Source organism: Polyangiaceae bacterium (genome assembly GCA_016715885.1).
Taxonomy (GTDB): domain Bacteria; phylum Myxococcota_A; class Polyangia; order Polyangiales; family Polyangiaceae; genus Polyangium.
Genome location: JADJXL010000005.1, coordinates 114,122 through 140,234 on the forward strand (window position 1 = coordinate 114,122; position 26,113 = coordinate 140,234).

The 26,113-nt window shown below is 61.7% G+C and carries 13 protein-coding genes and 1 tRNA gene; 5 read left to right on the forward strand and 9 right to left on the reverse strand.

What is annotated here, in order from left to right; translation table 11 throughout:
* Positions 1-31 precede the first annotated feature (31 nt).
* Positions 32-1,102 (forward strand): c-type cytochrome, encoded by a 1,071-nt coding sequence (locus IPM54_09810; GenBank protein ID MBK9260118.1) that lies wholly within the window; start codon positions 32-34, stop codon positions 1,100-1,102.
* A gap of 163 nt (positions 1,103-1,265) precedes the next feature.
* Here IPM54_09810 and IPM54_09815 read toward each other — a convergent pair whose 3' ends face one another.
* Positions 1,266-2,408 carry a hypothetical protein gene (locus IPM54_09815; protein ID MBK9260119.1) on the reverse strand — a complete coding sequence of 381 codons (1,143 nt, stop codon included), beginning with the start codon at positions 2,406-2,408 and terminating at the stop codon, positions 1,266-1,268.
* Between the two features lie 47 nt (positions 2,409-2,455).
* Between IPM54_09815 and IPM54_09820 the strand changes: the two genes are divergently transcribed.
* The 4 genes from IPM54_09820 (at position 2,456) to IPM54_09835 (ending at position 7,648) form a co-directional block, all read left to right on the forward strand.
* On the forward strand, positions 2,456-4,120 hold the full coding sequence (locus IPM54_09820) for a 1-acyl-sn-glycerol-3-phosphate acyltransferase (protein MBK9260120.1): 1,665 nt from the start codon (positions 2,456-2,458) through the stop codon (positions 4,118-4,120).
* Positions 4,117-5,040, forward strand: coding sequence for an NAD(P)-binding domain-containing protein (locus IPM54_09825; protein MBK9260121.1), 924 nt, complete (start codon positions 4,117-4,119; stop codon positions 5,038-5,040). The genes IPM54_09820 and IPM54_09825 overlap by 4 nt, the downstream gene beginning before the upstream one ends.
* 189 nt (positions 5,041-5,229) lie before the next feature.
* Complete coding sequence (locus tag IPM54_09830) at positions 5,230-6,972, forward strand: serine/threonine protein kinase (protein MBK9260122.1); 1,743 nt, start codon at positions 5,230-5,232, stop codon at positions 6,970-6,972.
* A 28-nt stretch (positions 6,973-7,000) separates the two neighbouring features.
* Positions 7,001-7,648, forward strand: coding sequence for an HAD family phosphatase (locus IPM54_09835; GenBank protein ID MBK9260123.1), 648 nt, complete (start codon positions 7,001-7,003; stop codon positions 7,646-7,648).
* A 10-nt stretch (positions 7,649-7,658) separates the two neighbouring features.
* On the opposite strand, the gene IPM54_09840 is transcribed toward IPM54_09835, so the two are convergent.
* The 8 genes from IPM54_09840 to IPM54_09875 form a co-directional block, all read right to left on the reverse strand.
* The gene (locus IPM54_09840; protein ID MBK9260124.1) at positions 7,659-10,028 is read right to left on the reverse strand and encodes a hypothetical protein; all 2,370 of its coding nucleotides are present in this window, start codon (positions 10,026-10,028) and stop codon (positions 7,659-7,661) included.
* Positions 10,029-10,238: 210 nt separating this feature from the next.
* Positions 10,239-10,323: transfer RNA gene (locus IPM54_09845), tRNA-Leu, on the reverse strand.
* A gap of 158 nt (positions 10,324-10,481) precedes the next feature.
* Positions 10,482-11,633: a response regulator gene (locus IPM54_09850; protein ID MBK9260125.1), complete on the reverse strand. Its 1,152-nt coding sequence runs from the start codon at positions 11,631-11,633 to the stop codon at positions 10,482-10,484.
* A gap of 97 nt (positions 11,634-11,730) precedes the next feature.
* On the reverse strand, positions 11,731-13,494 hold the full coding sequence (locus IPM54_09855) for a carboxypeptidase regulatory-like domain-containing protein (GenBank protein ID MBK9260126.1): 1,764 nt from the start codon (positions 13,492-13,494) through the stop codon (positions 11,731-11,733).
* A 47-nt stretch (positions 13,495-13,541) separates the two neighbouring features.
* Positions 13,542-14,051, reverse strand: coding sequence for a hypothetical protein (locus IPM54_09860; protein MBK9260127.1), 510 nt, complete (start codon positions 14,049-14,051; stop codon positions 13,542-13,544).
* Between the two features lie 308 nt (positions 14,052-14,359).
* The gene (locus IPM54_09865) at positions 14,360-21,373 is read right to left on the reverse strand and encodes a hypothetical protein (GenBank protein ID MBK9260128.1); all 7,014 of its coding nucleotides are present in this window, start codon (positions 21,371-21,373) and stop codon (positions 14,360-14,362) included.
* A gap of 92 nt (positions 21,374-21,465) precedes the next feature.
* On the reverse strand, positions 21,466-23,316 hold the full coding sequence (gene sppA / locus IPM54_09870) for a signal peptide peptidase SppA (GenBank protein MBK9260129.1): 1,851 nt from the start codon (positions 23,314-23,316) through the stop codon (positions 21,466-21,468).
* A gap of 42 nt (positions 23,317-23,358) precedes the next feature.
* Positions 23,359-25,785: a zinc-ribbon domain-containing protein gene (locus IPM54_09875; protein ID MBK9260130.1), complete on the reverse strand. Its 2,427-nt coding sequence runs from the start codon at positions 25,783-25,785 to the stop codon at positions 23,359-23,361.
* Between the last annotated feature and the right edge of the window lie 328 nt (positions 25,786-26,113).

The following is a 26,113-nucleotide window of genomic DNA, read 5'->3' on the forward strand; positions in this document are numbered from 1 at the left end:
CCGGAGCAAGCTTCTGGCGTAGCGTGCGGCCGTGGTTGCTCAGCGCCTTCTTTCTTTCGCTACGTTCTCGGTCGTGCTCGCCGCGTCTTCCAGCGCGCTGGCGGATGGAGATCCCGAGGTAGGCAAGAAGCTCTTTTTCGAGCGTGGATGCGCCGTGTGCCATTCTTTCGACGGCACGGCGAAGCAGGGGCCGACCCTCATTGGGATCGTGGGGAAGAAGCGACAGGTCATTACTTCGGAAAAACCTCGCGAAATCATAGCGGACGAGGAATACATTCGCCGGAGCGTTCTCCAGCCGAATCACGATATCGTGCAAGGTTACGTTCCGGGGGCCATGCCGGGTTTGCCCATTACGCCGGACGAAGCGCGGCACCTTGCGTCGGCGATCGTGAAATTGAGCGGGTCGGCGACGCCCGAAGAGAAGCCGCGGGGCAGCATCGGCGCGCTCGTGGCGTCGACCCTCCTGTTTGTCTTGGGACACTTGGTGCTATCGAGCATTCCGGTGCGAGGAATTTTCGAACGGCGCATTGGCGTCAAGTGGTTCCAGACGATCTATTCGATATTGGCGATTGCGAGCGCCATCTGGATGGAAATGTCGTACCGAGCGGCGCCGTATGTCGAGCTGTTCCGAGCGCCTCCGTGGACACGTTGGATTCCCCTCGCGGTCATGCCCATTGCGCTCTTGTTTTTCGTGTGCAGCGTATCGACGAAGAGCCCTACGATGGCCGGGATGGAAAAAACCGTCGCATTCGAGCCTCGAGGGATCCTGCGCATTACCCGCCATCCCATGCTCTGGTCGTTTGCGCTTTGGGGCTTTGCGCATATCGCGGCCAATGGTGACATCGCGTCGCTCATTCTTTTTGCAGGGATAACAATGCTCGCCATTCTAGGCATGATGCACATCGACAGCCGGCGTCGCGTGACACTCGGAGATGCATGGACGCCATTCGTGGAAAAAACGTCGCTCGTGCCGTTTGCCCGCGGGAACGTGGGCAAAGCGTTCGCTGAAATCGGCGCCATTCGCATTCTCGTGTCGCTCGTCGTGTTCGGAGCATTTTTGCATTTTCACAAGGCGGTCATCGGCGTCTCGCCGCTACCGTGACGACATCTGCGTAGGTTGAGCTTCGGGAGCTGCTTGATTTCTCGGCACATGCGGCACCCCGAACTCGCTGCCTTCGGCGGCTCGAACAGCGGGGCCCGCGCCGCACGCGCCGAGAAATCAATCAGCTCCCCAAGCTTTCCTGTTACGAGTTGGCGGAGTCCCTCTAGCACACGGGCACCAAATCCACGCCGCCAAAAAATTCGTCGACAATCAACTTCCAAGCCTCGGCATTTTCTTTCGGCCCGCACTTGAATGCGCGGCCCGCGAGCTTTTCCCCGCGAAAGATCGCCCGATGCTCACGATAATACCGAGTCCCGAGCTCCGCTCCGTATTCGTGCACCGCTTGGCCATTGTTCGGCTGAAAAGCATAATACGTTCCGCCTCGTACCATCGTCGGCATCGGTGCATAAGGCGTGAGACAGGCAATGCGCGTGCCGCATTTCACCAAAATCGCCTCGTGAATCGCTCCCAGCGCTTTCGCCGACCAATTCATCGATCCGACGGCATGCTCGGAATCGTTCAAATGAAAAATTTCATGAAATAGAGTTTCTCGCACCGCATCCACCGAAGCATGCAGCGATCCGGATACGTTGTACCCAATGCTCCATTCCGATGCATACGCCGACGGCGTCGTCCGATTGACGCTCCGCATGAACTTGAATGCAATGGCGCGATGCCGATAACGAAAAGGCTTTCCGGTTTTGTCGCCAAGTTTGTCAAAAAATACATTAAAATCGTCCGCCGATGCGACCACCCACTTCAGGTGTTTTTCGTATTTGCCAAATGGCCATTCGGGAACGATGCGGATGGTCCCACGATACCCGCCATCCATCATGTATTCGCCCTCGACGCCGGCCACGTGCCCCGAGCTGTCGAAAAGCGAAAGAGCGAGCGCCTTCGCCTTGGCCTCGCCTTCATATCGCCTTTCAATCAAACACCGAATCGCAGTTTTTTCGTCCGCGTTTTCGCACGTCCCCGCAGGCACGCCTTCAGCAAACAAAATCCTCGTCGCCGTTGCCTTTGGCACGGATGGCAGCGTTTGCGTCGTGGGCGGAACTTCGGGCGCAGGCGCCGCCGCCGAGACGCTTGGCGGCGGAGTCGATGCGGCTACTTGCGTGTGGAGCGAGGTTGCTGATGCAACCGGCATCGTTGGCGTGGGATCTGCGGGCGCGGGCGGCGACGAGCAGGCGGCGAGCGACCCGAACAGAAGCAAACCAAGGACTGGGCGGGTGTTTTCCTTGCCGATGCGCATCTCGAACCTGTGGGGCGTCGGGTCGTCTTCGGCGCTTTTCGCTCCAAACCCCATCTCGATATGATAGCGCCCTTGCCGAAAATTCTCTACACCTCGGAATCATGCTCCATGACGCTCCGATCTTCGGGTTCAACGCCGCACGCGAAGACATCGTGCGCGCGGTCGTGTCGCGCGTCGTTTTGACGACCAAAGATCCGCTGCTCGCGCTGAACGATGCGGCGTATCACGAGGTCAAACGGCTCGAAACGAGTCGCAACCCCGAGGAACGCAAAGAGTTTGCCGAGTGGCAGAAGATCGCGCGGACCCTGTCGCGCATGGCCGACGGAGAACGCCGCGACAAACTTTCGCACGTCGTCGAGCAGATCGCGTGGGACATCGCAGGCAACTTCGACGAGCGCGTCTACAGCGTCTCGACAAAACTTTTGCCGCCGATCGTCACGTACTTGCTCGCGCCCCGGACGCTCGTGCGCCTCGCTGGCAATCCGCAGAAGCTCGTGAGCCTCGAGGCGCTCGACGACAAAGTCCGCGTCGAAGGGCCGATCGCGGAGCTGCGCGAGCTGTCTCGACGAGGCACGGCGGTGTATGTCCCGACGCACCTTTCGAACATGGATTCCATCGTCTTCGGTTATGCGCTGGAACGCGCAGGTTTGCCGCCGGCGACCTATGGTGCAGGGAAAAACCTCTTCACGAATCCCGTGCTTTCGTACTTCATGCGTAACCTCGGCGCGTACCGCGTGGACCGGCGCGTGAAGCACTTTCTATACAAGGACATCCTGAAAACGTACTCGTCGGTGCTGCTCGAGCGGGGGTACCATTCGCTGTTTTTCCCGGGAGGCACGCGATCGCGCTCGGGCGGGGTCGAACGGCGATTGAAGCTCGGGCTCATGGGAACGGCCATCGAAGCGTACGCGCGGACGCTGCTCGAGGGTCGCGAGCGGCGCATTTACTTCGTGCCCGCGACGATCAACTACTTGATCACGCTCGAAGCTGAAACGTTGATCGCGGACTTTTTGGCGGAGGCGGGCAAGGGTCGATTCATCATCGAGGACGACGAGTCGACGCGGATAGGGCGCGTTGCGGCATTCATTCGCAAGCTCTTCGACATGCAAGGATCGGTCGTGATCCGCTTCGGATCGCCGATTGATCCTTTTGGCAATCGGGTCGACGAAGCAGGGCGTAGCTTCGACAAACGGGGGCGCGAAGTGGATCCGTCGACCTACGTGCGGGACACGGGCGGAAACGTGACGATGGATCCCGTGCGTGACGCGCAGTACACGCGCGAGCTTGCGGACGAGATCTGCAAGTCGTACCTGACGAACACGGTGATCATGTCGACGCACGTCGTGGCGGCGGCGAGTTTCGAGCGTCTGAGGCGTGCGGCGCACGTGTCGGATTTGTTCGTGGTGTTGCGTCAGCGTGACGCCGTGGTGGTGCCTCGCGACGATCTTGCGGCGGACGTGGTTCGTCTTCGCGATCGCTTGGTCGAATTGGACAAACGGGGAAAGATCGTGATGAGTGATTTTCTCAAGCGTGCGTCGGGTGGGGACATGGTCGAGCGAGCGCTTGCGGCATTTGCGGGATATCACGCGCAGCCGGTCTTGCAGTCGCGTCACGACGGCATTGCGATCGTCGATCCAAACCTTCTGTTTTATTATCAAAACCGACTGGCGGCGCATGGCATGGCGTGGGACGTGATTGCGCCGCCGGGCATGCCGCCGGCGAGGCCGCCGTCGTTCGAGAGCGACAGTGCGGGAGGTGCGTCGTGACGAATCCGAACGTCGGTGTCGTAGGGGGCGGGCCGTGGGGCAGGGCGCTCGCGAAAGCGGCTCGGCGCGCGGGATCGTCCGTCGTGCTGCATACGCGGCGCGATCAGGATCGGCAGGACGAGGGCGTGGCCATGACGGTCGATTATGCGGCGGTGGCGAAAGCGCCGCTCGTCATTTTGGCCGTGCCATCGTCGGTGGTTCGTCCGGTCCTCGCAGCGCTCGGGGATCATTTGACGGGCCAGCACCTCGTGGTGCATGGCATTCGCGGGTTTGGCACGGAACGTCTCGAGACGGTGAGTGACATCGTGCGGGATGAGACGGCGGTGCGTCGAATCGGCGCGCTTGGAGGGCCGGTGCAAGCGGCGGAGCTGCTTCGGGCGCGACCTTCGGCGATGATGATCGGGTCGCGATATCCCGAAGTGGTTGCTGCGGTGACGAAGAGTTTTCAGAGCCCGCATTTGCGGGTTTGGTCGACGCCGGATCTAAAGGGTTTGGAATGGGCGTCGGCGCTTGTGGGGTGCTTGTCGATAGGGGTAGGGTTTGTCGAGGAAGCGGGGGCGGGCCCGGGGCTCGTGGCGGCGCTCATCTCGCGGAGCGTCGATGAAGCGGCGCGAATCATGGTTGCAGCGGGAGGTGAAGAGCGAACGATGCTGGGCCTCGGTGGTTATGGGGATCTGTTGGCATCGATTGCGCTCGACGATCGGCCGGAAGTCGTGTTGGGCAAGGCACTTGCGCAGGGGGTATCGCTGGATGAGGCGCTTTCGCGGGCGCAGCTACGGATCGAGGCGGTGCCGCTGATACCGCGTATTGTGCGATTTGCGGAGGAGCGGCGCGTTCAGGCCACCACATTTCGTGCGTTGTGCGATGTTTTGCACGGCGCGCGGCCCGAAATTCTCCTCGAACGCGTCTTTGCTGCCTGAACGCGCGCCGACTGGATCCAGCGTTCTTGTTCAGTGGGTCGGTCTTTGATTGACGCTCGAAGCAAATGTCGAGCATGAAATAAACTTGCTTTCGAAGGCGCATCAAGCGATCATCACTACCGGCTTTTTATCTGCATGAATCGCTCGCTGCCGGATCGGCAAGCGAGACTAGGAATATACGAAACCAATATGTCCGAAACTGCACCTCCGTCCGGCCAACCGCTCAGTGTTGGGAAGTTCAGGCTGATTGCCAGTCTTGGGCAAGGCGGCATGGCGGACGTGTATTTGGCAGTCGCGTCCGGTGTTGGGGGTTTCAACAAGCTGCAGGTGCTGAAGCGTCTTCGGCCCGATCGTGCGGAGGAGCAAGGCATCGTCGAGATGTTTCTCGACGAAGCGCGGCTTGCGGCGCAGCTCAATCATCCGAACGTCGTTTCGACGCTCGAAGTGTGCGAGGACGGCCAAGATTTTTTCATGGTGATGGAGTATCTCGATGGTGCGCCATTCAATCGAATGCTTTCGAAGGCGAAGAACACGCCTGCACCTCCCGGCGTACTTTTGAAGGTCATTGCTGAAGCATTGATGGGGCTTCATTACGCGCACGAATTGAACAATTACGATGGCAAACCGCTGAACATCGTGCATCGCGACGTGAGCCCGCACAATGTTTTCGTGACGTTCGACGGGCATACGAAGGTGTTGGATTTTGGCATTGCCAAAGCAGCGAGTCACATGGTGCAGACCGCTGCTGGCATGGTCAAAGGCAAAATCAGCTACATGTCGCCCGAGCAGGTGCGGCTCGAGCCGGTCGACAGGCGGGCGGATGTTTTTGCAATGGGCTTGGTCTTGGCCGAAGCGCTGAGCGGAAAGCGATTTTGGGAAGGCATGCCGGACCTCGAGATCCTCGACCAATTGAATTCGGGGAACATCGAAAGGCTCGATGAAGTAAGGAAATTGATTCCCGCGGGGCAACTCACGAAAATCGTCGAAAAGTCGTTGGCGAGCAGCCCTGCCGATCGTTATCCGACCGCTCTCGCCATGTGTGCCGATATCGAGGATTATCTGCGTTCGTCGAAGATTCGCGTGACGAGCGAAGACATCTCGAAATACATGCATCAATTGTTCGGGGAAAAACGCGCGCAGATGCGGAAATTGATCGAGCGTCAGATTGCGAAGCTGCGCGAAGAGACGGACGGGCCGGTTTCGGTGGATTCGCGTGCTCCCATCAGCTTGCGCTCGGGCTTGCCGCGTATTGGTCTGGAAATGACCGTGAAGATCGACAAGTCCGCGCTGTTGGGGGAAACGGATGCGAATACCACAGCGGCGCCTCTATCGAATGAAACGCGGAGTATGGTCGCGTCGCAAACCGTTCCGGACATGCGCACGCCGCGGTCACTTTCATTTTATGCGATTCTCGCGGCCGGATGCATTGCAGCAGGCATTGGCACGTTCGTCATTTTGGGTCATCGTCAAAATGGGCAAACGCCAAACGTGCAGGCAACGCAGCCCCAAGGCGAAACGCCGAAACCGGGTGCAGTTCCGCCGGGAGAAACGAAGCCTGCTGCGGTCCCCACGCAAGCGCCCTCGGCTGCTCCAGTGCTGCCGGCAGCAAGTGCCAGCGCCGCGCCGGCGCAGGCAATGATGGAGCTGCAAATTACGGCAGTTCCGCAGACGGCCACCATTTTCGTCGATGGGGCTCGTATTCCAACCAATCCATGGACCGGCAAAGTTCCCATGGACGGCATGGGACATCGCGTGCACGCTGAAGCGCGCGGATTCAAATCGGCGGGCGAAATCGTGCTTTTCTCGAAGGATACGTCGATTACGCTCCAGCTCGCTCCGCTCAGCGGCGGCGCCGCTCCCGTCGCGCCTACGGATACCGCCAAACCGCCGTCGCCTGGCCAAAGAACGCTCGACGATACGAATCCGTATTGACCTTTCGTTCTGGAACGCCAAGTTTGTCGTGATGCGTTTTACCCCGCACGCGCTGGTCTTCGACATGGACGGCCTGCTCGTGGATTCAGAACCATTGTGGCACGAAGTCGAAATTGCGTTCGCCGCATCGCGCGGCGGCGTGTGGACGCACGAAATGGCGCTCGAATGCACGGGCATGGGGATTGGCCAGGTCGTGCACGTCATGGGTCGAAAAGGCGGCTTCGAAGTGGACGAAGCGACAGACGTTGCGGAGATAGAAAATCACTTCGTCTCGCGCGTGGATGGTTTGTCGCTGAAGCCGTTTGCCATGGCGATATTGAATGACGTTCGCGGGCGGCTGCCGGTGGGGCTCGCATCGTCTTCGGCTCGGATGCTCATCGACGCAATTCTAAAGCATTTTGATTTGCGGGATTATTTCGATGTCACGGTGTCTGGGAGGGAGGTTGCTCATGCCAAACCGTTTCCCGACGTGTATTTGCGTGCGGCCGATCTGCTCGGGGTGTCGCCACCAGAATGTTTGGCCATCGAGGATTCGCGAAATGGGGCGAAAGCTGCGCGCGCTGCGGGCATGAAGGTGATCGCGGTGCCGGAGGTCGACCCCGCGGGATTCGAGCTATTGGCGGATGCGGTGGTGGGGAATCTCGACGAAGCGAGGGCGCTGTTGGAATTGCCGTGACAAACCTATTTCAGCTTCGGCGGCGGCGTCCGAAGAGCAAACCGAGCGCGGCGAGAGACGCGAGCGAGAAGCCGATCGGAGCATTGGAAGAGCCGGGAACGACGCATCCGCAGGAGCTGTCGTCGGAAATGACGGGTCCTATGGGGTTCGCGCCGCTTCCGCCACCGCCGCCGACGCCGGCGCCAGCTTGTCCGCCGGCACCACCGACGCCTGCCGATTGCGTCATGGTGAAGGCGAGGTCGGTAAACGCGCCTTCGGCATCGGCCGTATTGACGATCATGACGTAGGCCACCTTCGCGCCGGGCATGATGTCGGCTTTGGCCGAATACATGGTGAAGCCTTGATTGTCTTCGCCACCTGATTCGGGGTCGATCTTCACGACATCGGGGGTCGTGGCGAAGGGCGAATACGTGAACGTAATGGGTTCTTCCGACACGCGCACGAGCACGCTCGGCGTAAAGTCGCCCATGGGACCGCCCAGCCCGCCCTGGCTGCTGACCGTTCGGCCGCGGAAATCCACCGTCACCGATTCCGTGTTGTCGGGTATGGGCACGCGCACCTGAATGATGCCGGGCGCATATCCAAGCGAATTGTTACCCAGGCTCGCTGCCGATTTGCTGAGACCCCACCACACGCTAACACCAGCGCCAACGGGGAGCGGCCCCTGCATCACTTCGCCCTTGTAATCGAGAATGCGAGCGCATTCGGGCAAGATGCCTCGTGCCGTGAATGCCGCTTCGAGCTGCGTGGCAATCGCGCTACCGAGCGCTGGGGCCTTTTGGACTTCCGCCACGATGAGTTTGGCGAAGTCTTCATAACCGAGGTCGCCCGAAGGCGCGGCAACCATGGCTGCATAGACCGCAAGGTCGAGATCGGATTGACTGGCCGGGGGCAACGTTATCCGCAGGTCCCATAGGCCCGCGGAAAAGAGCGGCGCGTCGTTATGGACTTGGCCGCCAATGTGCGACGGACAGGCGTCCGGGCCGGCGAGGCTTCGAATGGCCTTGCCGGAGGGGTCGTAGTCCAAAACCGCGTATTCGCCGACGTCTGGATCGCCCGTGATGGCGGCGGCGAAATAATCGGAAATGCCTTCGTTCATGGCGCCAGGCGACATGCTGATGCCATACTTGTCACGGTGAGCCGTACCGACGAACGCCACGGTTGCGTTGACCGCAGCGTGCGTGAACTCGTGGTAAATGACGTCCGCGTCGTAGGCGTAATCCTTGTTCGGACCCTGGCCGAACATCATCGCGGCACCCGTGATGCCGAAAATCGATTGCAGCGAGAAACCTCCACCAGGTGAAGCAGGCGCGAAAAACGCATTTTGGAATGGCTCGAACGGAACGTTCGGATCACCCGCTTTCGCAATATCGCCTTCCATGATTCCCGCGGGAAGCATGAGGTTCGCCACGGCGTCGATGGGGCCGTCCTGCACCTTGAAGCTGGGATCGAATGCCCGGAAGTAATCGTACGCCGCGCGCGTGTGATGATAAATGTGCAGCTCGGCGAAGGCATCCTCGGGCGCGGTGTCTGCGGCGGGTTTGTCGCCGAAATCGAGGGTTACCGCGTCGGCAATGGCCTTCTGTTGCAATTCGCAGACGTGAATGTTGAGCGGAATCGGCACGCCCGGAATCATGAGCTGCTTCGTCATTTTCGTGTCGATGCAGTTCTTGGCCGTGACGAGCTCGTCCGTGAGCATGGTGGCTCCGTCGGGAAGCGGTAGTTTTACGCTCGTCAACTGAGGCGACTTGACCGGGTTGGAAGGAAAAACCTCGGCTTGGTGCAGGCTGACCGCGGCATTGTAATGAGCGATGACGCCGCCCGTTTTCGCATCGACCACCGTCACCGGGGCATAAGGCAAACCGAAGGACGGCGTGTAGAAGTGCCACGCGAGGCGATCTCCATCGCCCGACGGCCAGATGACGAGCTGCGCCGATTTCGGATCGGCAACGACGCCCGCGCGCTGCGTTGCCGCGGCTGCAGCCGTCACCACATCCACCGACGGCGTGACGTCCGAAGGAAGACCCTCCGCGAGCTTTGCGGCAACGATGTTCGCTACGCCATCCGGACCGAACGTGACCGTGGCGCTGCGATTCATGACGGGAAGTCCCGCATGCATCTGCGGCAACTTGACGATGCGACGACCATCGCGGAGCGACGCCGTGTGCGACGGGCCAAACGACAGCGCGTTCGTCGAAGGCGCGCGCTGCGCCAAGACAACCCGAGCCGCCGTATCGATGGCCTTGGCATCAGCGCCGGGCGCAATCATCGCCGACGAGAACGATCCGACATCCAGGACCGCAGTTGGAGATGCGGCAAAGGCCGAACCACCGAGGAAAGAAAGCAACGTGCCAGCCGACAAACCGAGGAGTAAGCGCATCGTGAACCCCTTCATGTACGAAGTCCGAGGTCGAGCGCGAGCGCGCTCGGAAGCCGATCGTAAAGAGTTCGCCCGACCGAAGAAATGGCTGAAATCCTGCGCCAACAGCGGACGCGGAACCGCGCGGCAAAATGAAAAAAGCCGGCACGCCTTTTGGCTGCCGGCCTCGTTCTCCGAGCTTTTCGCTCGCGTTGTGTTCCCGTATTCGGGTGGTGCGAAGGGGGGGACTTGAACCCCCACGGTGTTACCCGCTAGCACCTCAAGCTAGTGCGTCTGCCAATTCCGCCACCTTCGCGTTGGGCGCCGCGGACAGTAGTTGCTCCAGGGCGGATGTCAAGAAATTTTCTTCGGCCACTCAAAAAAACGGACCGCGAAAGGCACCAACACGTATGTAAAAGTTTATTATATTACCAATAACAAGGCACCAACCACTTTTCCACGGCTTCGCCGCCCCTATTTTGTGATTTCTGCCACAACCTCATGAATTTCAAAAGGCTTGCGAACGTAGCTCACGTTCCACTCCGCGGGCAAACCCGCGACGACATTGGAGCTTCCCGAGATGACGATGACGCGACTGTGCGCGCTTGCTTCGCGGATTTTTCCAAGTGCACCGACGACGTCGTCGCGAATCGGCGACAAGTCACATAGTACGGCGTCGAAACGTTGGCTCGCGACAACCGCTTCGATCTCGGGCCTCGTGCGTGCGCGCATGAGCTCGGCGCCGCGGTTGCCAAGCGTTGCGTCGAGAAGATCGTAGACCGCATCGTCATCTTCGACGACGAGGATGCGTTTGCCCGACAAGCCCACACCAGGCCGGCGACTCGAGCGCGGTGGCGTCGGCATCAAGCTCGCGCGCTTCGGCCAACGCAGCTCGAAACGCGCTCCAGGCTCGGCCCTGACCAAATGCAACGAACCCCCAAGCTCGCGCGCAAGCCCCGCTGCGTAACGTAAACCGATGCCCGCTCCACCAGCGCGCGTCGTGACGCCTGCATCGAGCAAGTTGGCGCGACGTTCGACAGGTATGCCCGGACCTTCATCGGCCACTCCGAACACGACCTGTCCCAACGCGTCGCTTGTTACATCGAGAAAAACCATGCCTTGCGCGGGAGACACGGCGATGGCGTTGAGCAACAGGTTGGTCAGGATTTGCAAGATGATCGACCCGCCCAGGAGCTGCGTATCCCCGAGCGCCGGATCGATCGTCATGTGCAGCTTTACACCTGCTCGCGTCGCTTCGGGTTCGCATCCCGTGCTCGCGTCGCGCAAAAGCGCCTCGGCCGTACACGGTGCGTCGTCGGGAACGTCTGCACCAATGGCACGTCGAACGATCTGACGCGCATGACGCGCTCGCACGGCCGCGATGCTGAGCGCATGTTCGACCGACGGCGCCTCGTCGATCTCGTCACGAGCTCGGTCGATCCATCCAAGCACCACGGTGAGCGCGTTCGAAACTTCGTGCAGCACACCAGCAAGGTCGCGGTCGCTCTGCCGTCGCGATTCCCCATCGATTTTCGAAGCGTCGTGGATGGGTACGTCGCTTTGAAATAGCAGCGCCGCGCGCGAGCCGATCGCCTGGTCATTGCCGCCCGTGTCGGACTCCGCCACGTCTCCAGCCTATCCCAACTCGGCGACTTTCGGATACCCCCGGGACGCAAAGAATGCAGTGCAACCTTGCGATGCCGCCGCGGCTGGAATCAACGGGTCATTTCGAGAGCGAAGGGGCCAGCGGCAAGATGAAGCGGCCATCGGCGCCTGTCATCGTTTCACCAATCTGTATGACTACCGTGCTATCGAAACCGACCGCAGTCACGGGCATCCAGGCCCGTACGGTACCGCTCGTGATGATGGCTTTGTCAGGGCTTCGAACGACGCCGCGCAGGATGGCGGGATACGCAAGCACGAGCGACGGGAGGTTGAACATTTCGGAGCCGTCGGCATTGGGCTGAACATCGAGCTGCGAGCGGATGAGCCACGGATAAAGCGAGCCTGGTGGCGGGACGACGAGCAGGTCGACGAGGCCGGGATCGGCGAGGAGCGAAAAGTTTCCCGAAGGTCCTAGCGATGCGGAAGCAATTTGGGATATCGAAGCGTCGGCCACGAGGTGGCTCGACAGATACGGGCGCGCGGGTGAGCGCGACGGGTAGACGCTAGCAGCGCCGGCGACGAGCGGCACGCCGTTTGGCAAGACAACCTCGCCCGAAATGGTGGACTTGTCGCGAATGACGAGGCCTTTGCCGCAGATGCAATCATCGTTCGTCTTGATTTCCCAATCGTCCGTGGTGACGGCCTTGGTGGTGTCGAACGTCGGATGAGCGATGACTTTGTACTTGCCAGGGGGCAATTTCGTCGAAAATCTCCCATCCTGATCGGTATCGACGACGATGTTGTATTGGGCGTTGCTCGAAGCATTGCCGGATAGCTCGAGACTTTTGAAGGTGATGGTCGAAACGACCGGAAGGCCATGCGTATCGACGACGAAGGCGTCCACGTCGCGTCCGACGGCATCGAGGTCGACGAGCACGAGGTTGGCTTCGATGTTTTCGGCGTTGGGATTGAGGGGACTCAGCGCTGCGGTTTCCCAAAAGAGCCGTGGGGCCTTGACGCCTTGAGGGGGACGAAGGCGGAGCACGGGCGATGAATCGGGGGCGCCATTCCAGAAGTATTCGAGGCTGTACGAAGCGTACAAATTGAGCGGCTCGACTTCGAGGGTTTGCGTCGCGGAAATGGGCTTGCCCCGTTTGGGCTCGACGACTTGAATGGTCCAACCGGTCAAGTCTTGCCCCTTGGGAAAACCCACGGTACCGCTGATGACGTGTGGCGGCGCCGTGAGGTGCAAGTCGAGCTTGCCACCTTGAGAAACGTCGAGCTCGCGATGAAACGTCGGCGGCGGAGGCGGGGATACGCAACCATCGGGCGCGCGCGGAATCACGTGCATGTCGTAAACGCCCTGGGGCAAGTCGACGATGTAAGAATCCGTTTCCGTTTCCAAGGAAATCGCTTTGGCTTCGTGTTCGGGCAGGCCGTCGTGCATCGAATTGCGAAAGAAAACGAAATCAGCGGCGAGCTTGCGGCTGGGAGGCAAGGGGCAACCCTTGTAGTCGTAATCGATGTAGAGCTCGATCGGTGACACCACCGACTGCGGAAGAACGATGTCTTGATCGATGACGATTCCCGAATCCGACTTTGCGGCGAGGCCGCCTCCACCGAATGGGATCAAAAACGACGTGCCCGCGCCGTATGGTGCTTCCGTCGAAGGCTGGACTTCCAGAATCAGCCCAGGGAGATCGGCGCGCGTGGTTACGCAGGCCGGCGTGCCGCTGATGTCGACACAAACACCACCCTCACAATCGGAATCCGAAGCGCACGTATTCGTTACGGATTCCGCTTCGCCGCCAAGGATCACGCAGCCGGAAAGTGCAACCAATGCCGTGAGATGGAAAGCTACTTTTGCCAAGCTATGTTTCATAGGACTTCTCCGTCGTTACATCGCTACATCATAACACTCGTTTTCACTCATGGCTCGAGGGGACAGGTTGCGTCGGTGGCCGGGCAATCCTCCAATGCGGCCGGGCACTCTCCCACGTCGCATTGTTGAAAATGCCACGTGACTTGACTCGAATCGTTGAGATGTTTTGGACAGCCGGTCGCCGTATCGAATTCGTGTGTCGCGACGAGGGTCAACCGATGACAGCCGGGTTGAATCGGGAATGCGCCGTCGACCCATCGTACACCGACGAGCGGACGGGGGCCATCGGCCAGTGTCGCAGGTGGCAATTCGGGAAAGGTCTGTAAAGCGAATCGGAAAGGCTGACCCAATGCATTGGTAAGGCCATAATCCACGTACAGCGCAACTTTGACGTCTTCTCCTGCATCTTCCGATAAGATCGACGCCGTAATGCCGAATTCAGTCGCGCCTTCGTCTCCACCGACGAGCAATATTCCGCGGGGATCGGGACTCAAGCCCGATGCGACGATGATCGGTGGCGATTGCGTTGGTTCGTACGTGATCGGAGGGGTCGGCACGAGGCAACCCGATGCAAGCGAGGCCAAGACGAGCGCAGACGAGCGAAAAACGCAAACCAAAGGCTGCCTCCTCATGTCACGACGAAACGTAAAGCGATCTTCGGGCCATGCAAACGAGCGAAGGAAATGGCCGAAAACCATCGTAGAGGAATCGGCTCACCGTGACAATGCTGTCAGACTTGCATCCGGGCCAGAATTTGTACGCTCGCTTTGCGCGCGTGGGACGCGCGCAAAGCGAGGGTTTTGTTTACGATGGGGGGGCGGCGAGGCTCGGCCCCCCATACCCCCCGATTTTACCTTATTCCCCTCTAGTTGACGCGAAATGGTCGCGGAGTTCGGTCTCTTCGTGAATCGAGCGCAGGAGACGCATTCCAACGCGCTTCGGCGTATTCGCTTCGCGTGGCGAGTCGCACGATTTCGGCAATTTCCGGATGCTTCGTGCACGCTCGCTCGAGACCGTCGGGTGCGGTGAGCGGAACGTCGAGTGAAATGCCCAGCTCTGCAACGAGCAAACGCAGCGCCGTCGGCAAATCCCCGCAGGCAAAGAGGCCCGCGCGCCGGGCTGCGCGCCGCGCGCCATCGAGCGCCACGTCGTGCGTGGTCGCAGCGCCATCGGAAAAGATTTCACGCAATCGACGATCGGCGCGCGGATTGACGAGTTGCCACAGGTCTTGTCCAAGACGGGCAACGGCGGCATCGGTCTTCACATTCGCATTGACGGGACCAAATGCCGCCTGGAGCGCTGAAACGAGCGTCCGGAAATGCTCCTCGGGTAGCCCTCGAGCCAATACGTGCTCGGGTAGCGTACCGGCGATTCCCGTTCCGAGCAGGTAATGAAGCTCCGCCGGATCTTTGAGCACGTCGCCGACGATGATCATGGCTGGGGGCGTCAAAAGCGCTATCTGCATCGATAACGGCGCGCCAACGCCCCCTTGATTGGGCGCCAATCGGCGATGGAAAAGCGGCGTGCGCGTCGCGCCGAATACGCGAACCACACTCCCATAAGCTTCCCCGAGCGCCGTTGCGGCGCCGGGCTGGACGCGAATGGCGCCCGAAAGCCCATAATGACTCGGCTCGCGCCGATAACGTCCCGTTTCCCACGTAATCGTGAGCGCCTCGTCGAGCGGTCCTTCGATGGGCCGAAACAAGAGCGCCAGCACGAGCTCGGCAGACGTCATCATCGACGACAGCGGGGGCGGGGGCACGGGCGTGGCGGATGAATCGAAACCTCGCAGAACATGCTCGATGGCCCGCGCATACGCCTCGTTGCGATCCGCGACGGCAGCCGCAAGCAAATTCTCGAGCGTCAACCGATCACCGGGACGCAGCGATGCTTGTTGCTTGCGCACTGCGAGCACGTCACGCGAACGCTCGTGCGCGCTCGGGCCGTACAGCTCGACGAGCCGATCGCCGGCTTCGTACGAACCTGCCGCAAGTTGCGTGAAAAGCGACGTTTCATCCGCAGGCTCGCCGCCGGATGCTTTGGGTGGAATCGAAGGCGTCGAAGCGACCGGGAGAATGTCGTCCGATGGCTCGGGCCGCTTCGAGCTTCCCGGAAACGTTTCGACGGGTTTGTCGTCCGTGGAAAAAGGCGTGATCGTTGGCGGATCCAGGCGTTTTTCGGCAGGTTTGTCCGGTACGGCAAAAGGCGTGATCGTTGGTGGATCCAGGCGTTTTTCGGCGGGTTTGTCCGGTACGGCGAAAGGCGTGATCGTTGGCGGATCCAGGCGTTTTTCGGCGGGTTTGTCCGGTTTGGCAGGAGCCAGAACCGCAGGCGCCGGCTGCACGGGCTTCGTGCGAATGGCGGGCGTGGCGAGCGGAATTGGAATCTCGTCGAGATCCTCGTCGTCGTCCCATGACACGTCCAAGCTGGGAGCTTCCTCGGCCACCTTCTTCGGCCGGAGCCTCGCGAGCTCGTCGTCGATGTGCGCGGCCAAAGCGCGGTCGGATGCTGCAAGCGGAGCCGCTTCGGTGAAGAAACGAATGGCATCTTGCGGATCGGTGGCCGCGAGCAATCGGCCAAGCTGAAGCAGAAAACGGGCCCGATCCAGGCCGTTCGATTGGCGAATGAGCTCGTCGAGGGCACTGCGTGCCGCATCGGGCTCGCCGTGTTTCGCGACAAACTCGAGCTTGCGGCGAATCGCAATCGGGCGCGTATCGGTTTCGGCCGCTGCACGGTCGAGCATGCGAGACGCAACTTCGAGCTGTCCGGCATTCATTGCCGCATGAGCTGCCGCGAGAGCAACGCGACCTTTCGTGCGTACACCGCGCAAGTTTCCGCTGACTGCCCGTTCGAAGAGCGGTATGGCCGCATCGAAATTCTTGTTGCGTACGAGCCTTTCGGCCATTCCGAGAGCAATTAGCGGTGCATTTCCAAGCTCCGCATGACGCTTGTTGAGCTCGCGCATGCCCGCCCCGCGACCCTGCACCACGTCGAGCTCCTCGGCCAGGAGAAACGCTTGGAGCTCGAGCTGCTCACGCGACAAATCCGATGCAATGCGGGTGAGCTCTTCAATGGCAAACTGAGCTTCACGCGGCGTGCCCGCTCCATGAACGCGATATTCGAGCCGTCGCACTTCCAGCACGGCATCGGCCGAATGCGGCGCGAGATTGACGGCGCGACGTGCCCGGTCGAGTGCCAGGTTGTCCTCACCGTGCGACGATGCCAAATGGGCCGCTTCGAGGAAAAACGCTGCGCGCTTGTTGGCCGGTTGCGTGACGATGCTGGCCAATTGCTCGAGCGCCTCGGCTTGGGCATGCACGTCGCCCTGCTCGCGTGCGATCGCCGCGCGGAATTCAATGGCCATTTCACGCTGCACGACGGAGCCCACGCTGTCGAGCATGGCTTGGGCCGATGCAGCGTCATGTCCCTCGATGTACGCACGAATCGCGCGAATTCCCGCTTCGGCCCGGATGTGCTTTGCCGGTGACGATTCTCGAATTTGCTTCCAAAGATTCGCGGCCAATAGCGGCTTGCCAAGCCGTTCATGAAGCTCGGCGAGCTGCTGCATCACGTCGACGTCACCGGGCGTCTCGGCGAGGAGTGCAACGAGCTCGTCCCGCGCATCTTCGTAGCGTCCGAGGTGCTGTTCGAGGATGTTGGCGCGATTCTTTCGCAGCATGTGTTTACGCTGCGGATCCGTCGTCGCGTGGATGCGTCTGGCGAGGATGTTGACAACCGCTCCGTGGTCACCTCGTTCGAGCGCTCGAGCCTGCTGTTCCTCGAGCGAAACGGCGCCTTCTGCGGCCGCAGGGATGCCCGCGGGGGTCATCCTCCTAATGGCTCCTGGCGTCGACTGCCTGGGTTGCGGTGTCGGCCTCGTCGGCACCTTGTCGCCAATTCCGCGTGCGGTCGCGGTAGCGGCGCTCGCGGGCGTAATGCCTTCAGCCGGACGCTTTGGCGCTGCTGCCGCATTGGGACGCGCAGGTTCGGCGAGACCCGGTTTGATCGAAGGATCGGCAATCCCTGGCTTGGTCGGCAGAGACGCGCCCTGTTCTCCGAGCTGCTCGCGCAGGCGCGCCATTTCGCGCAGCACGGTTTTTCGCGCCGCATCGCCCGGCGTCATGTCCACGAGTCGCTCGAGCAGCGTCAACTGCAAGCGTTTGTCCCCCGTTCGTCGAGCCAAACGCAACGTCGCGACCATCAAATCCTTGTCGTCGTGCGCCAGCGGGGCCACTCGCTTCAGCGTTTCGAGCGCCGCGAGGTCATCACCACGATTGCCGAGCAGCGCCGCAAGATCGAGCGCGACACGTACCCTCGTCGCCGCTTCCAGCTCCTTACGTTCGAGCTCCGTCGATAGGAGAGCTTCGACTTCCGCGGTTTTTCCGGACAATAGCAAGAGCCGCCGCATGCTCGAAAGCACGGGTTCTCGCTGCGTCGGTGGGAGCAGGTTCGAATCGAGCGCGCGTCCTAGAGCATCGAGCGCATCACTCCACGCTCCATCACGTTCTTTCACCTCGGCCAAACGCACGAATGCGGCCATCCGTTCGTCTGGCGCAACCGCTTTGTCGAGGTCGCTCTCGAGCGCCGGATCACCCGTTTTTCGTACGGCAACGTCGGCCTCGCAAACGAGTTTGTCATCTTCCGGGGCACGACGTGCGGCTTGCACGAGGAGCAGCGCCGTCGTGTGTGCATCGCCAAGCGCCGCGGCGAGCTTGCTGCCAAACGCAAGCAGGGCGCTTCCGACGCTTGCGTACGGGCGATTCACGAAGGTGAGCAATGCGTCGACGAACGCTTGCGCCGCGGTCGAATCGGCATGCGTGATGCCGGGCGCAAACTCGACGACCGACGCGTATTCGTCGACGTCACCATCGGCCGCGATGGCCTTTTGCAATAGGTGCAGACCGAGCTTGTGTGCGGTGAACGCACTGAAGGCGACGCGCGCAAGAGCGATGGCTGCGCGCGCTCCATCGGGGCCATCGGTCTTCTTGAGCGCCGCAAGCGCTCCCCGCTCGAAGCGCATCGAAAGGATGTCCGCATCGTCGCCGTGCGAGAGTAATTGCCGCACGACCGTGCCCACCTGATCGATCGTCGACACGTCCGGTCGTGCCGTGATGGCGCGCAAAAGCAGGTCGAACCGCATGCGAGCGCCTTCTTCTCCCGGGCCCGCCATCGACGCTGCGCGCAGAAGCCATGTCGCACGAGCTCCCGGCTGCGCTGCTTCGGCGACGCGTTGAATGGCCGCGATGGCCTCCGTCGGATCGCCCGATCGTTCGGACAAACGCGCCATCAGCACGTATGCCGTGCCTTCGGATGGAACCGCCTCGAACGCCGCAACGGCATGGCGCATGGCCAAAGCGACCGCGCCTCGCCGTTCGAGCTGCCGGGCCCCGCGATAATGCGCAGCGCGCCGCCCATAACAACCAAGCGCCGCGTTCGCGAGCACGTCGTAGATGCGATCGAGCGTTTCGACTCCACCGGCGCCTTCCGACGCTTTCTCCACGATCGCCACGGCATCGGCACGCGACGGATCGATCTGGATCGCACTGGCGGCAATCTCCATCGCGCGCTTGGACAAACGATGCGCGTACGCAAGGTTTGCCGCATCGATGAGCAGCGCCGCATGACGCCGCGAATCATCGAGACGTGCTGCTCGACGAATGACTGCATCGAGACCCGGCTCGGGCCCCGCGAACGTCATCAGATCGTGCGCATAACGCACCATCCCACCTTGCGGTGCCGCCTGAGCTGCCTTGAAAAACGCTTGCTCCGCGCCCAGCCCATCATGCGCCAAGTCCCACTTCACGCTGCCGAGCTCGCGCCAGGCCATCGCCAAGTTTTCGAGCTGCGATTGCTCGGGGCCATCGAGCAACGCACCGAGCGCATACACGCGCGCTTCGACGAACGAAACGAGTCCGTCGGAACCAAGCGACGCTCGAGCCGCCTGCATCTGTGCATCGAGCACGTCGAGGTGCTCGTTCAACGTGCGCGACGGCGCGCCGCGCGCCGCTGCTCGCGCAAGCTCGGCCGCTGCACCATCCCAATCCCGCGCCGCAGCTCGCCGCTGAGCAAGGTCGAACAATCGCTCGACCGCGCGTCCATCCTTCACCTTCGAAGACACCAATCGTTCGAGAAGCGTGACCGCCAACGACGCATCTCCCGCACGATCGCTCAGCGCCAAGAGGCGTCCGCGCAGCCCAGGCACACGCGGCCCGTACATGTCGAGCGCCCTGCGCGCGAGGTCGATCGCGCGATCTTGATCGATCTCGGCGAGCAGCTCGAGCGCCTCGCCATACACGGCTGCCATGTCGTCGAGTGGACGCGGCTGCGCAAGTACCCAACGAAGCGCTTCTTCGAGACGATCCGGATCGTACGCCTTGGAAGCCCGACGCACGAGCTCGTGCATCGCTTCTGGATGACCCGGTTGCAGCGCGAGCCAGCGCTGCGTCCACGTCAAGGCAAGCGCATCTTCACCAACCGCTTCGAACGCACGCGCCATCCCATCGCAGATCGTTGCCCGAATCAGCATCGTCGACGCGCCAGCTTCGACGGCACCGGCTGCATCCTGGTGCGGCGCGGCAATCGTTGCCCGTGCGAGCGCAGAGAACGCGCGCGCACACGCTGGATCCGCCAAACATGCGTCTTCGGCCGTGCGCCGCGCATGCTGACTGAGCCCGAGACTCATGTAACTCTCGGCCGCCACGGCGAGCAGCACGGCCGATACTTCGCCCACCGTCGATGCTGCGAGCTGCACCAGCGCGTCGGCTCGTTCCCGGCTGTTCGATGCATGCAACGTCGCTTGAAGCAGCGTCGCCGCGGCACCTTCCACGCCGCGTGCTTGCGACACGATCGTCGCAATCGTACCCACTTTTTGTTGCAGCTTGCGCCGCACCGACGCGACCGCATCGAGCCGCGAAAGGTCGACCACGCGATCCGCGATGACGCCGAGATCCGTGTCGATTTCTGCAATCACGCCCGCATCGAGAAGCGCTCCAAGCGCCCGCGATGCGTGGTCTTCGTCGATCGCCTGCGTCACGCGGCGCAGGTGAACTTGACGCGCGCGGTAACGGTTTGTCTCGGCCAGCGCGTTGGCATGTTCACGCAGCGCTTCATCGGCGGCGTCGAGCGCTCCGCGCATCGCGAGCGCTTGGAAAACCGCATCCGCAACGGTCTCGTCGTGCGGCGCGATCTCGAACGCGCGCAGCCGATCTTCGACCCCGCTCTCCGTGTCCCCCAGCGAGTCGTGTCGTTCTGCAGCGGCCAGATACGCGTGCGCCGCAATCTCCGAAGGAACGGCGTTCACGGCCCATGCGCCGATGGACCCGAGCAATTCGAACGCCACGGGCTGCGACGGATCGAGCGCTGCGGATTGTTCGAGCGCTGCCGCAGCTCCCGCGGGATCGCCTCCTCGCGCCAAGAGGACCGCAATCTGTTCGAGCGTTTGCGCCGTTCCAATCGGGTCCGCCGAACTGCACGACGCACGAAGCAGCGCCGCTGCCGCTGCAGGCTCACCCAGCCCCGCGTACCAATCCGCAAGGTCCGCCCGCAGATCCGCGTCCTCTGCAATTTCCAGCGCCCGCTCGGCCATCGCGATCGCCGTATCGAGCTCCGTTTCGCGTGACACGAGCAGCCGCGCCAAAGCAATCGCCGCTTCGCGTTCGCCCGCGGCATCACCGTCTTCATGACATTGCGAAACGCGCGCGCGCAGGTGCGCAACCTCCGCGCGTGCCCCGCGATGCCGCGTGATCGCCTCTTCCGCCCGGAGAGCTTCGAGCACGAGTGCACCCGCCGAGTCCGGTGCGGACCGATCGAGCAGCTCCGGCGGCGGCATCGTCCGCCGCTCCGTGGCCTCGTGTCCCTGATCGTAGCTCGTCGCGCCCATGAAAAACCCTGTCAGACTATCAGAGCCGGTTCGTCCCGGGTGAGTTCGATTGGCTGCTCATTGATTTCATGCGTCGAGTCCTCGCGGGTTCGTCAGTGCACCTCGAGCCCGAAGGGCATCGCCACGAGCATTCGTTCGCCTGCAAGAAGTGGCGTCATCGAATGCAAAAAATTCGTGAGCGCCGGGGGCGCAACGCCCGAGATATCCGGCAGCATCACATTCATCGTGGTTTGTCGTGCCGTTTTCATGGCGGCATTTCGACGAGCATCTGCATCGGCTTCCACGTCGAGCAATTCGAAGAGCCCCGGCGGACCTCCGAGAATGTCGATCGGCACGTCATCGGGCAGTGACGCGAGCTTGCGAGCGAGCGCGATGGAATCGGACAAACCCCCCAAATCATCGATCATTCCCCGCTCTTTGGCCTCGACGCCGCTGAAAATCCGCCCCTCGGCGCTTTCGCTCACCTTTTTTACATCCGCCCCGCGTCCTTCCGAAATACGACGCACGAAAAGATCGTAAATCGAATTCATCGAAGCGAGCACTTTTTGACGAGTCGGATCATCCCAGCTCGTAAATGGCGACATGTACGTCGCTCGAGCTGCTTTTTCAGGGTCTTTTGCCGCAGCGACCGTTTCCGTGCTCACGCCAATTTCATCCAGCGTCTTACCCACCGCCAGTTTGCCCGTGACCACCCCAATCGATCCCACGATGCTCGTCGGCTCCGCGACGATTTTCGATCCCGCGCATGCAAGGTAATACCCGCCGCTCGCAGCCATGCCTCCAATGGACACGACGAGCGGTTTTTCGTCGCGCAACTTCATCAGCTTCTTCCAGAGCAAGTCGGAAGCCAGCGCCGATCCGCCAGGCGAATCGATCCTCAATACGACCGCTTTCACGGATTCGTCCTCGGACAAACGCGTAATGGTTTTACCAAGCTCGCGTTCACTGATGCCGTCGCTTCCACCGAGCGGTGATTGCGGCGCTGCGCCCATGGATATGGCGCCCGCGGCGACCGCTACGACAATCCGAGGTTCCCCGGCGGCGCCTGGCCCCGCGAGCGCTCGAAGCACGCCCACGAGCCCCCGCGATACCGGCTCGCCCGCCGGTCCCGAACCGAAACGCACGTTCACGCGTTCCGCACTGGAAAGCTTTTTGGCTTCGTCGCGCGCTTCGTCCACATAACCCACGGCATCGATGAGCCCTTTTTCTTTGGCGGCTTCCGGAGAAAACGGCCCGTCTTCCACCACGCTCGAAAGCTCGGGATTGCCTCGACCCTCCGCAATCGCTCCGAGCCACGCCGACCGCATTCCACGCAGCGTACCTTCGAGCGATTCGCGCGCTTCGGGACTTGGGCCGTCGTTCGTAAAAGGCTCCTTGGCGCCTTTGTATTTGCCGACTTGCAAAAAGTCGACATCCACGTGCAGCTTTTCGAGCAGCCGCTTGCCGTACATCATGTCCGCGGCCAGGCCAATCGAATTGACGCTCCCCGCAGGGCTCAGCCATACGCGATCGCATCCTACCGACGCGAGAAGCAACGTGCCATTGCCAAGATCATCGGCATGACAAACCACGGGTTTCTTCGATTTGCGAATGTCGTTCAAAAGCCGCCCGATTTCGTGCGCCCGTGACAAACCAAATCCAGCCGTGCCGAGACGCACGAAAAAACCTTTGGTCGTTTCGCGCTTTTGCGCCGAATCGATCGTTTGTACGAGGTCCGCAAACGCGCGGCCCCGCGCCGCAGCGAAGAGCCCCGACGAAACGATCTCCGGTGCGCCTTGCGCAAGGTCCAGCTCGACGACGGCCGGAGCGTCGAAACCCGGCCGCGTTTTCGCCCCCGACGTCGTCTTCGGCCGGCCTTGACACGCCATGACACCCAATCCTGCAGCCAGGACGACAACGAAAGGTGGCAGCACGAAATGCAGTTTGTCCGAAGGATGTTTCATTTTTCGTGACAATGCCTCGGGTTCGTCATGATCGTTTCGGCTTTACTCGGCTTCGGCCCAGTCGCCATCGGCGAATGCTGCAAACCGCTGTTTGGCCTGCGTCATATGCGGATTGTCCGGCGCCGCCCGTTCAATGATTTGACGATAAAGAATGCTGGCTCCTTGCTTTTCGCCACTCTCCCACTTGATGCCCGCAAGCGCAGCCATTGCATCGAAGTGATTTTTGTCCGCGGCAAGCGCCTTTTCGAAATACTTCACCGCTCCTGTGCGATCACGCTTTTTCAGCGCCAGTTGCCCCGCCGTCGCGAGCACGTTCGCATCGCTCGGCAAACGCGTTTCAAGGTCCTGCAAGAGTCCGGATGCTTTTTCGAGGTCTCCGCTCGCCATCGCTTCGATGGCCGCTCGAAGCGATGCTTTGTCATCCACGACGGCTCCCGCATCGCCCGCCGAAGGCGCCGCCGCACCCTTTTCAGCTTGCGCGATGAACGATCGAAACGACCCAATCAGCGGATGCGGCCGAGGCAGCGCGACGAGCTGATCCAGCTCGGCTTTCGCGCGCGTGATGTCCCCGGATCGCACGAGCGCATAGATCAGCATCGAACGTGCCCGCCCAAGGCTCTGCTCGCTTCGCGCTGCGTTCGACAATCGCTCGACGACCGTCGTCCATGTCGGGGGCGATTCGGCAAGGTCGAGCAGCGCAAAGAGCATTTCGTCGTGGGGAACGCCTGCGGACTTCGGCAACGACGCGACGAGCTTGCGCGCTTCGGCCACGTTTCCAAGCTGTCGCAACGTATCGATGCGGGCTCGCGTCACGTCCGGATCGTTCGGCGACGCCTCTTGCGCCCGGTCGGCAGCTTGTTTCGCGCGCGACGCTGCAAGCTCGAGCTCGCGACGAGCGCTCGGCAAATCCGGATCCGATTCCGGCAAAAGGCGCACCTTGAGCCACGGAATATCGGCTCGCACGATGGCAAGCTGCACGAGACGCAGGTTCACGCGAGGATCCGTGTCCGCGAGCGCGCTCGCTTTGACGTACGCCTCGTTTGCCGCATCGAGGTCGCCATCGTTCATCGCTCGGTCGCCTTCTTCGACGAGCGCGGCAACGCGTGCGTCGGATGGAGCTGCGACGGGCGTGGGTTTGGCGACGAGCTTGGGCACGATCGTCAAGGCGGCGAGCGCCGTGCATCCGAGAAGGACAAACGCAACGATCCAACGCGCAGCGCCCGCACGTCGCGATGGGATGGGCATGGAATGGTGCGGCTCGGAATACGGCTCGCTTTGGCGCGACGACGGGATCGCCGCAGACCCTGGATCGAACGGACTTTCGGGTGCGGATGCCGTCATCGCCGGTTCGGCCGCGCGGGGCTTCGCCGAGCTGCTTGGTTCCGGCGAGGCGAAGGCAGGTTCATGGGGCAAAGCCGCTTCACGCGCCGTCGTCGATTCGGGTTTGGCCGCGGATGGTTTGTCTTGACTGATCGGAGGCGTCGATGTTCGTTCGGGTGATGCCGAGCTCGCTGGCGAGGCCGGCGGCTCGGGGGCTCTGGGCGTCTTTGGCGGCGGAGGCGCGGGTGCTTTCGAGATCTTGGTCGACTCGGGATCCGGGAACATCGGCGATGTTTTTCCGGTCTCCGCGAGCGGCGGAGGCGGTTCTACCGGGGGAAACATCGGCGGCGGAGGAGGCACGCTCCGCCTCGGCGGAGGCGGTGGAGGCGGCAGCGCGCTGATTCGCTCGATCCCCGTGCTCGACCATTCCTCTTCGTACGAATCCGGATCGTTTGGATCGCCAAACCTCACACCAACGCCTATCGGACGACCCGATGGAGACCGTCGCACGTTTGGAGATGCGGGAGGCGGGATGGATCCGCGTCGATGGGGCGGCGGAGAGATTTCCCGGCCGCTTTGGGGCGGCGGCGGCGGGATGGATCCACGGCGTTGTCCGCTGCTCGGTAGGACGGGTGGAGGAGGCGGAAGCGTGCTGCGACGGGCCGATGGAGGAGGTCCGTCGTGGTCGACGCCTCCGCCGCGCATCACGTTGGGCAACGAAAACACGACGGACGTTTCGCTGCGTTGTGAAGATACGGCGGGGAACGTGGTCGACGCAGGACCGGCACCGGCCAGCGTGCGAGCGCGACGCTGTGGGGTTGGTGCGTTCATCCCCATGCGATTGAAAAACGGCTCCAGCTCCGCAATCGACCCGAGACGTCTTGGGCGACTGCTGCCCTTGACGAGCACGTCTTCGCGCGTGATGCGCGTGTCGTAGATGGCCGCTTGCAAGTCGCGCAGGGCAGCAAATTCGATCTCGCGCCCATCGACGGTGCGGACGATCCAGACATCCGGACCGGTGGTCGGCGCGGTGCGTCGCACCTTGAACTGATGGCTGCACGTCGTGCATTTGACCGTGGTGCCGCGCTCGGATACGAGCGCGTCATCGAAGTCGTAGACAGTGCTGCAGCGCTCGCAGGTGACTTCCATGAGGCGAGCGAGAGCTTTCCTCGTCGCGGCGCCAAAGGCAACAATTGCGCTGGGATTTACCGTTCAGCGACGGCCATGGATCTCGGATGCATTGCACGCGCGATTCGTGCTTCTTTCGATGGGTCCCGGGTGCCACAAGCCAGCGTGAACGTAGCTTCACGATCGCGGACGCCCTTCCTTGGGAGTGGCTTCCAATTGCGGGTCCCAAGTCGTTCCTGACCGTATTTCCGTCGTCGCGATGAACCTTGGATCGCGTTTGCTTCACGAACGCTTTGCCCTTGCCTTGTCCGAGGCATGCTGCTTGCTAACCTCGAAACGAGCTTCGGCG

Coding starts and splice junctions, on each gene's coding strand:
- IPM54_09830 (MBK9260122.1), top strand. CDS start 5,230: ATGTCCGAAACTGCACCTCCGTCCGGCCAACCGCTCAGTGTTGGGAAG.
- sppA (MBK9260129.1), bottom strand. CDS start 23,316: ATGAAACATCCTTCGGACAAACTGCATTTCGTGCTGCCACCTTTCGTT.
- IPM54_09840 (MBK9260124.1), bottom strand. CDS start 10,028: ATGCGCTTACTCCTCGGTTTGTCGGCTGGCACGTTGCTTTCTTTCCTC.
- IPM54_09815 (MBK9260119.1), bottom strand. CDS start 2,408: ATGGGGTTTGGAGCGAAAAGCGCCGAAGACGACCCGACGCCCCACAGG.
- IPM54_09820 (MBK9260120.1), top strand. CDS start 2,456: ATGCTCCATGACGCTCCGATCTTCGGGTTCAACGCCGCACGCGAAGAC.
- IPM54_09855 (MBK9260126.1), bottom strand. CDS start 13,494: ATGAAACATAGCTTGGCAAAAGTAGCTTTCCATCTCACGGCATTGGTT.
- IPM54_09875 (MBK9260130.1), bottom strand. CDS start 25,785: ATGGAAGTCACCTGCGAGCGCTGCAGCACTGTCTACGACTTCGATGAC.
- IPM54_09865 (MBK9260128.1), bottom strand. CDS start 21,373: ATGGGCGCGACGAGCTACGATCAGGGACACGAGGCCACGGAGCGGCGG.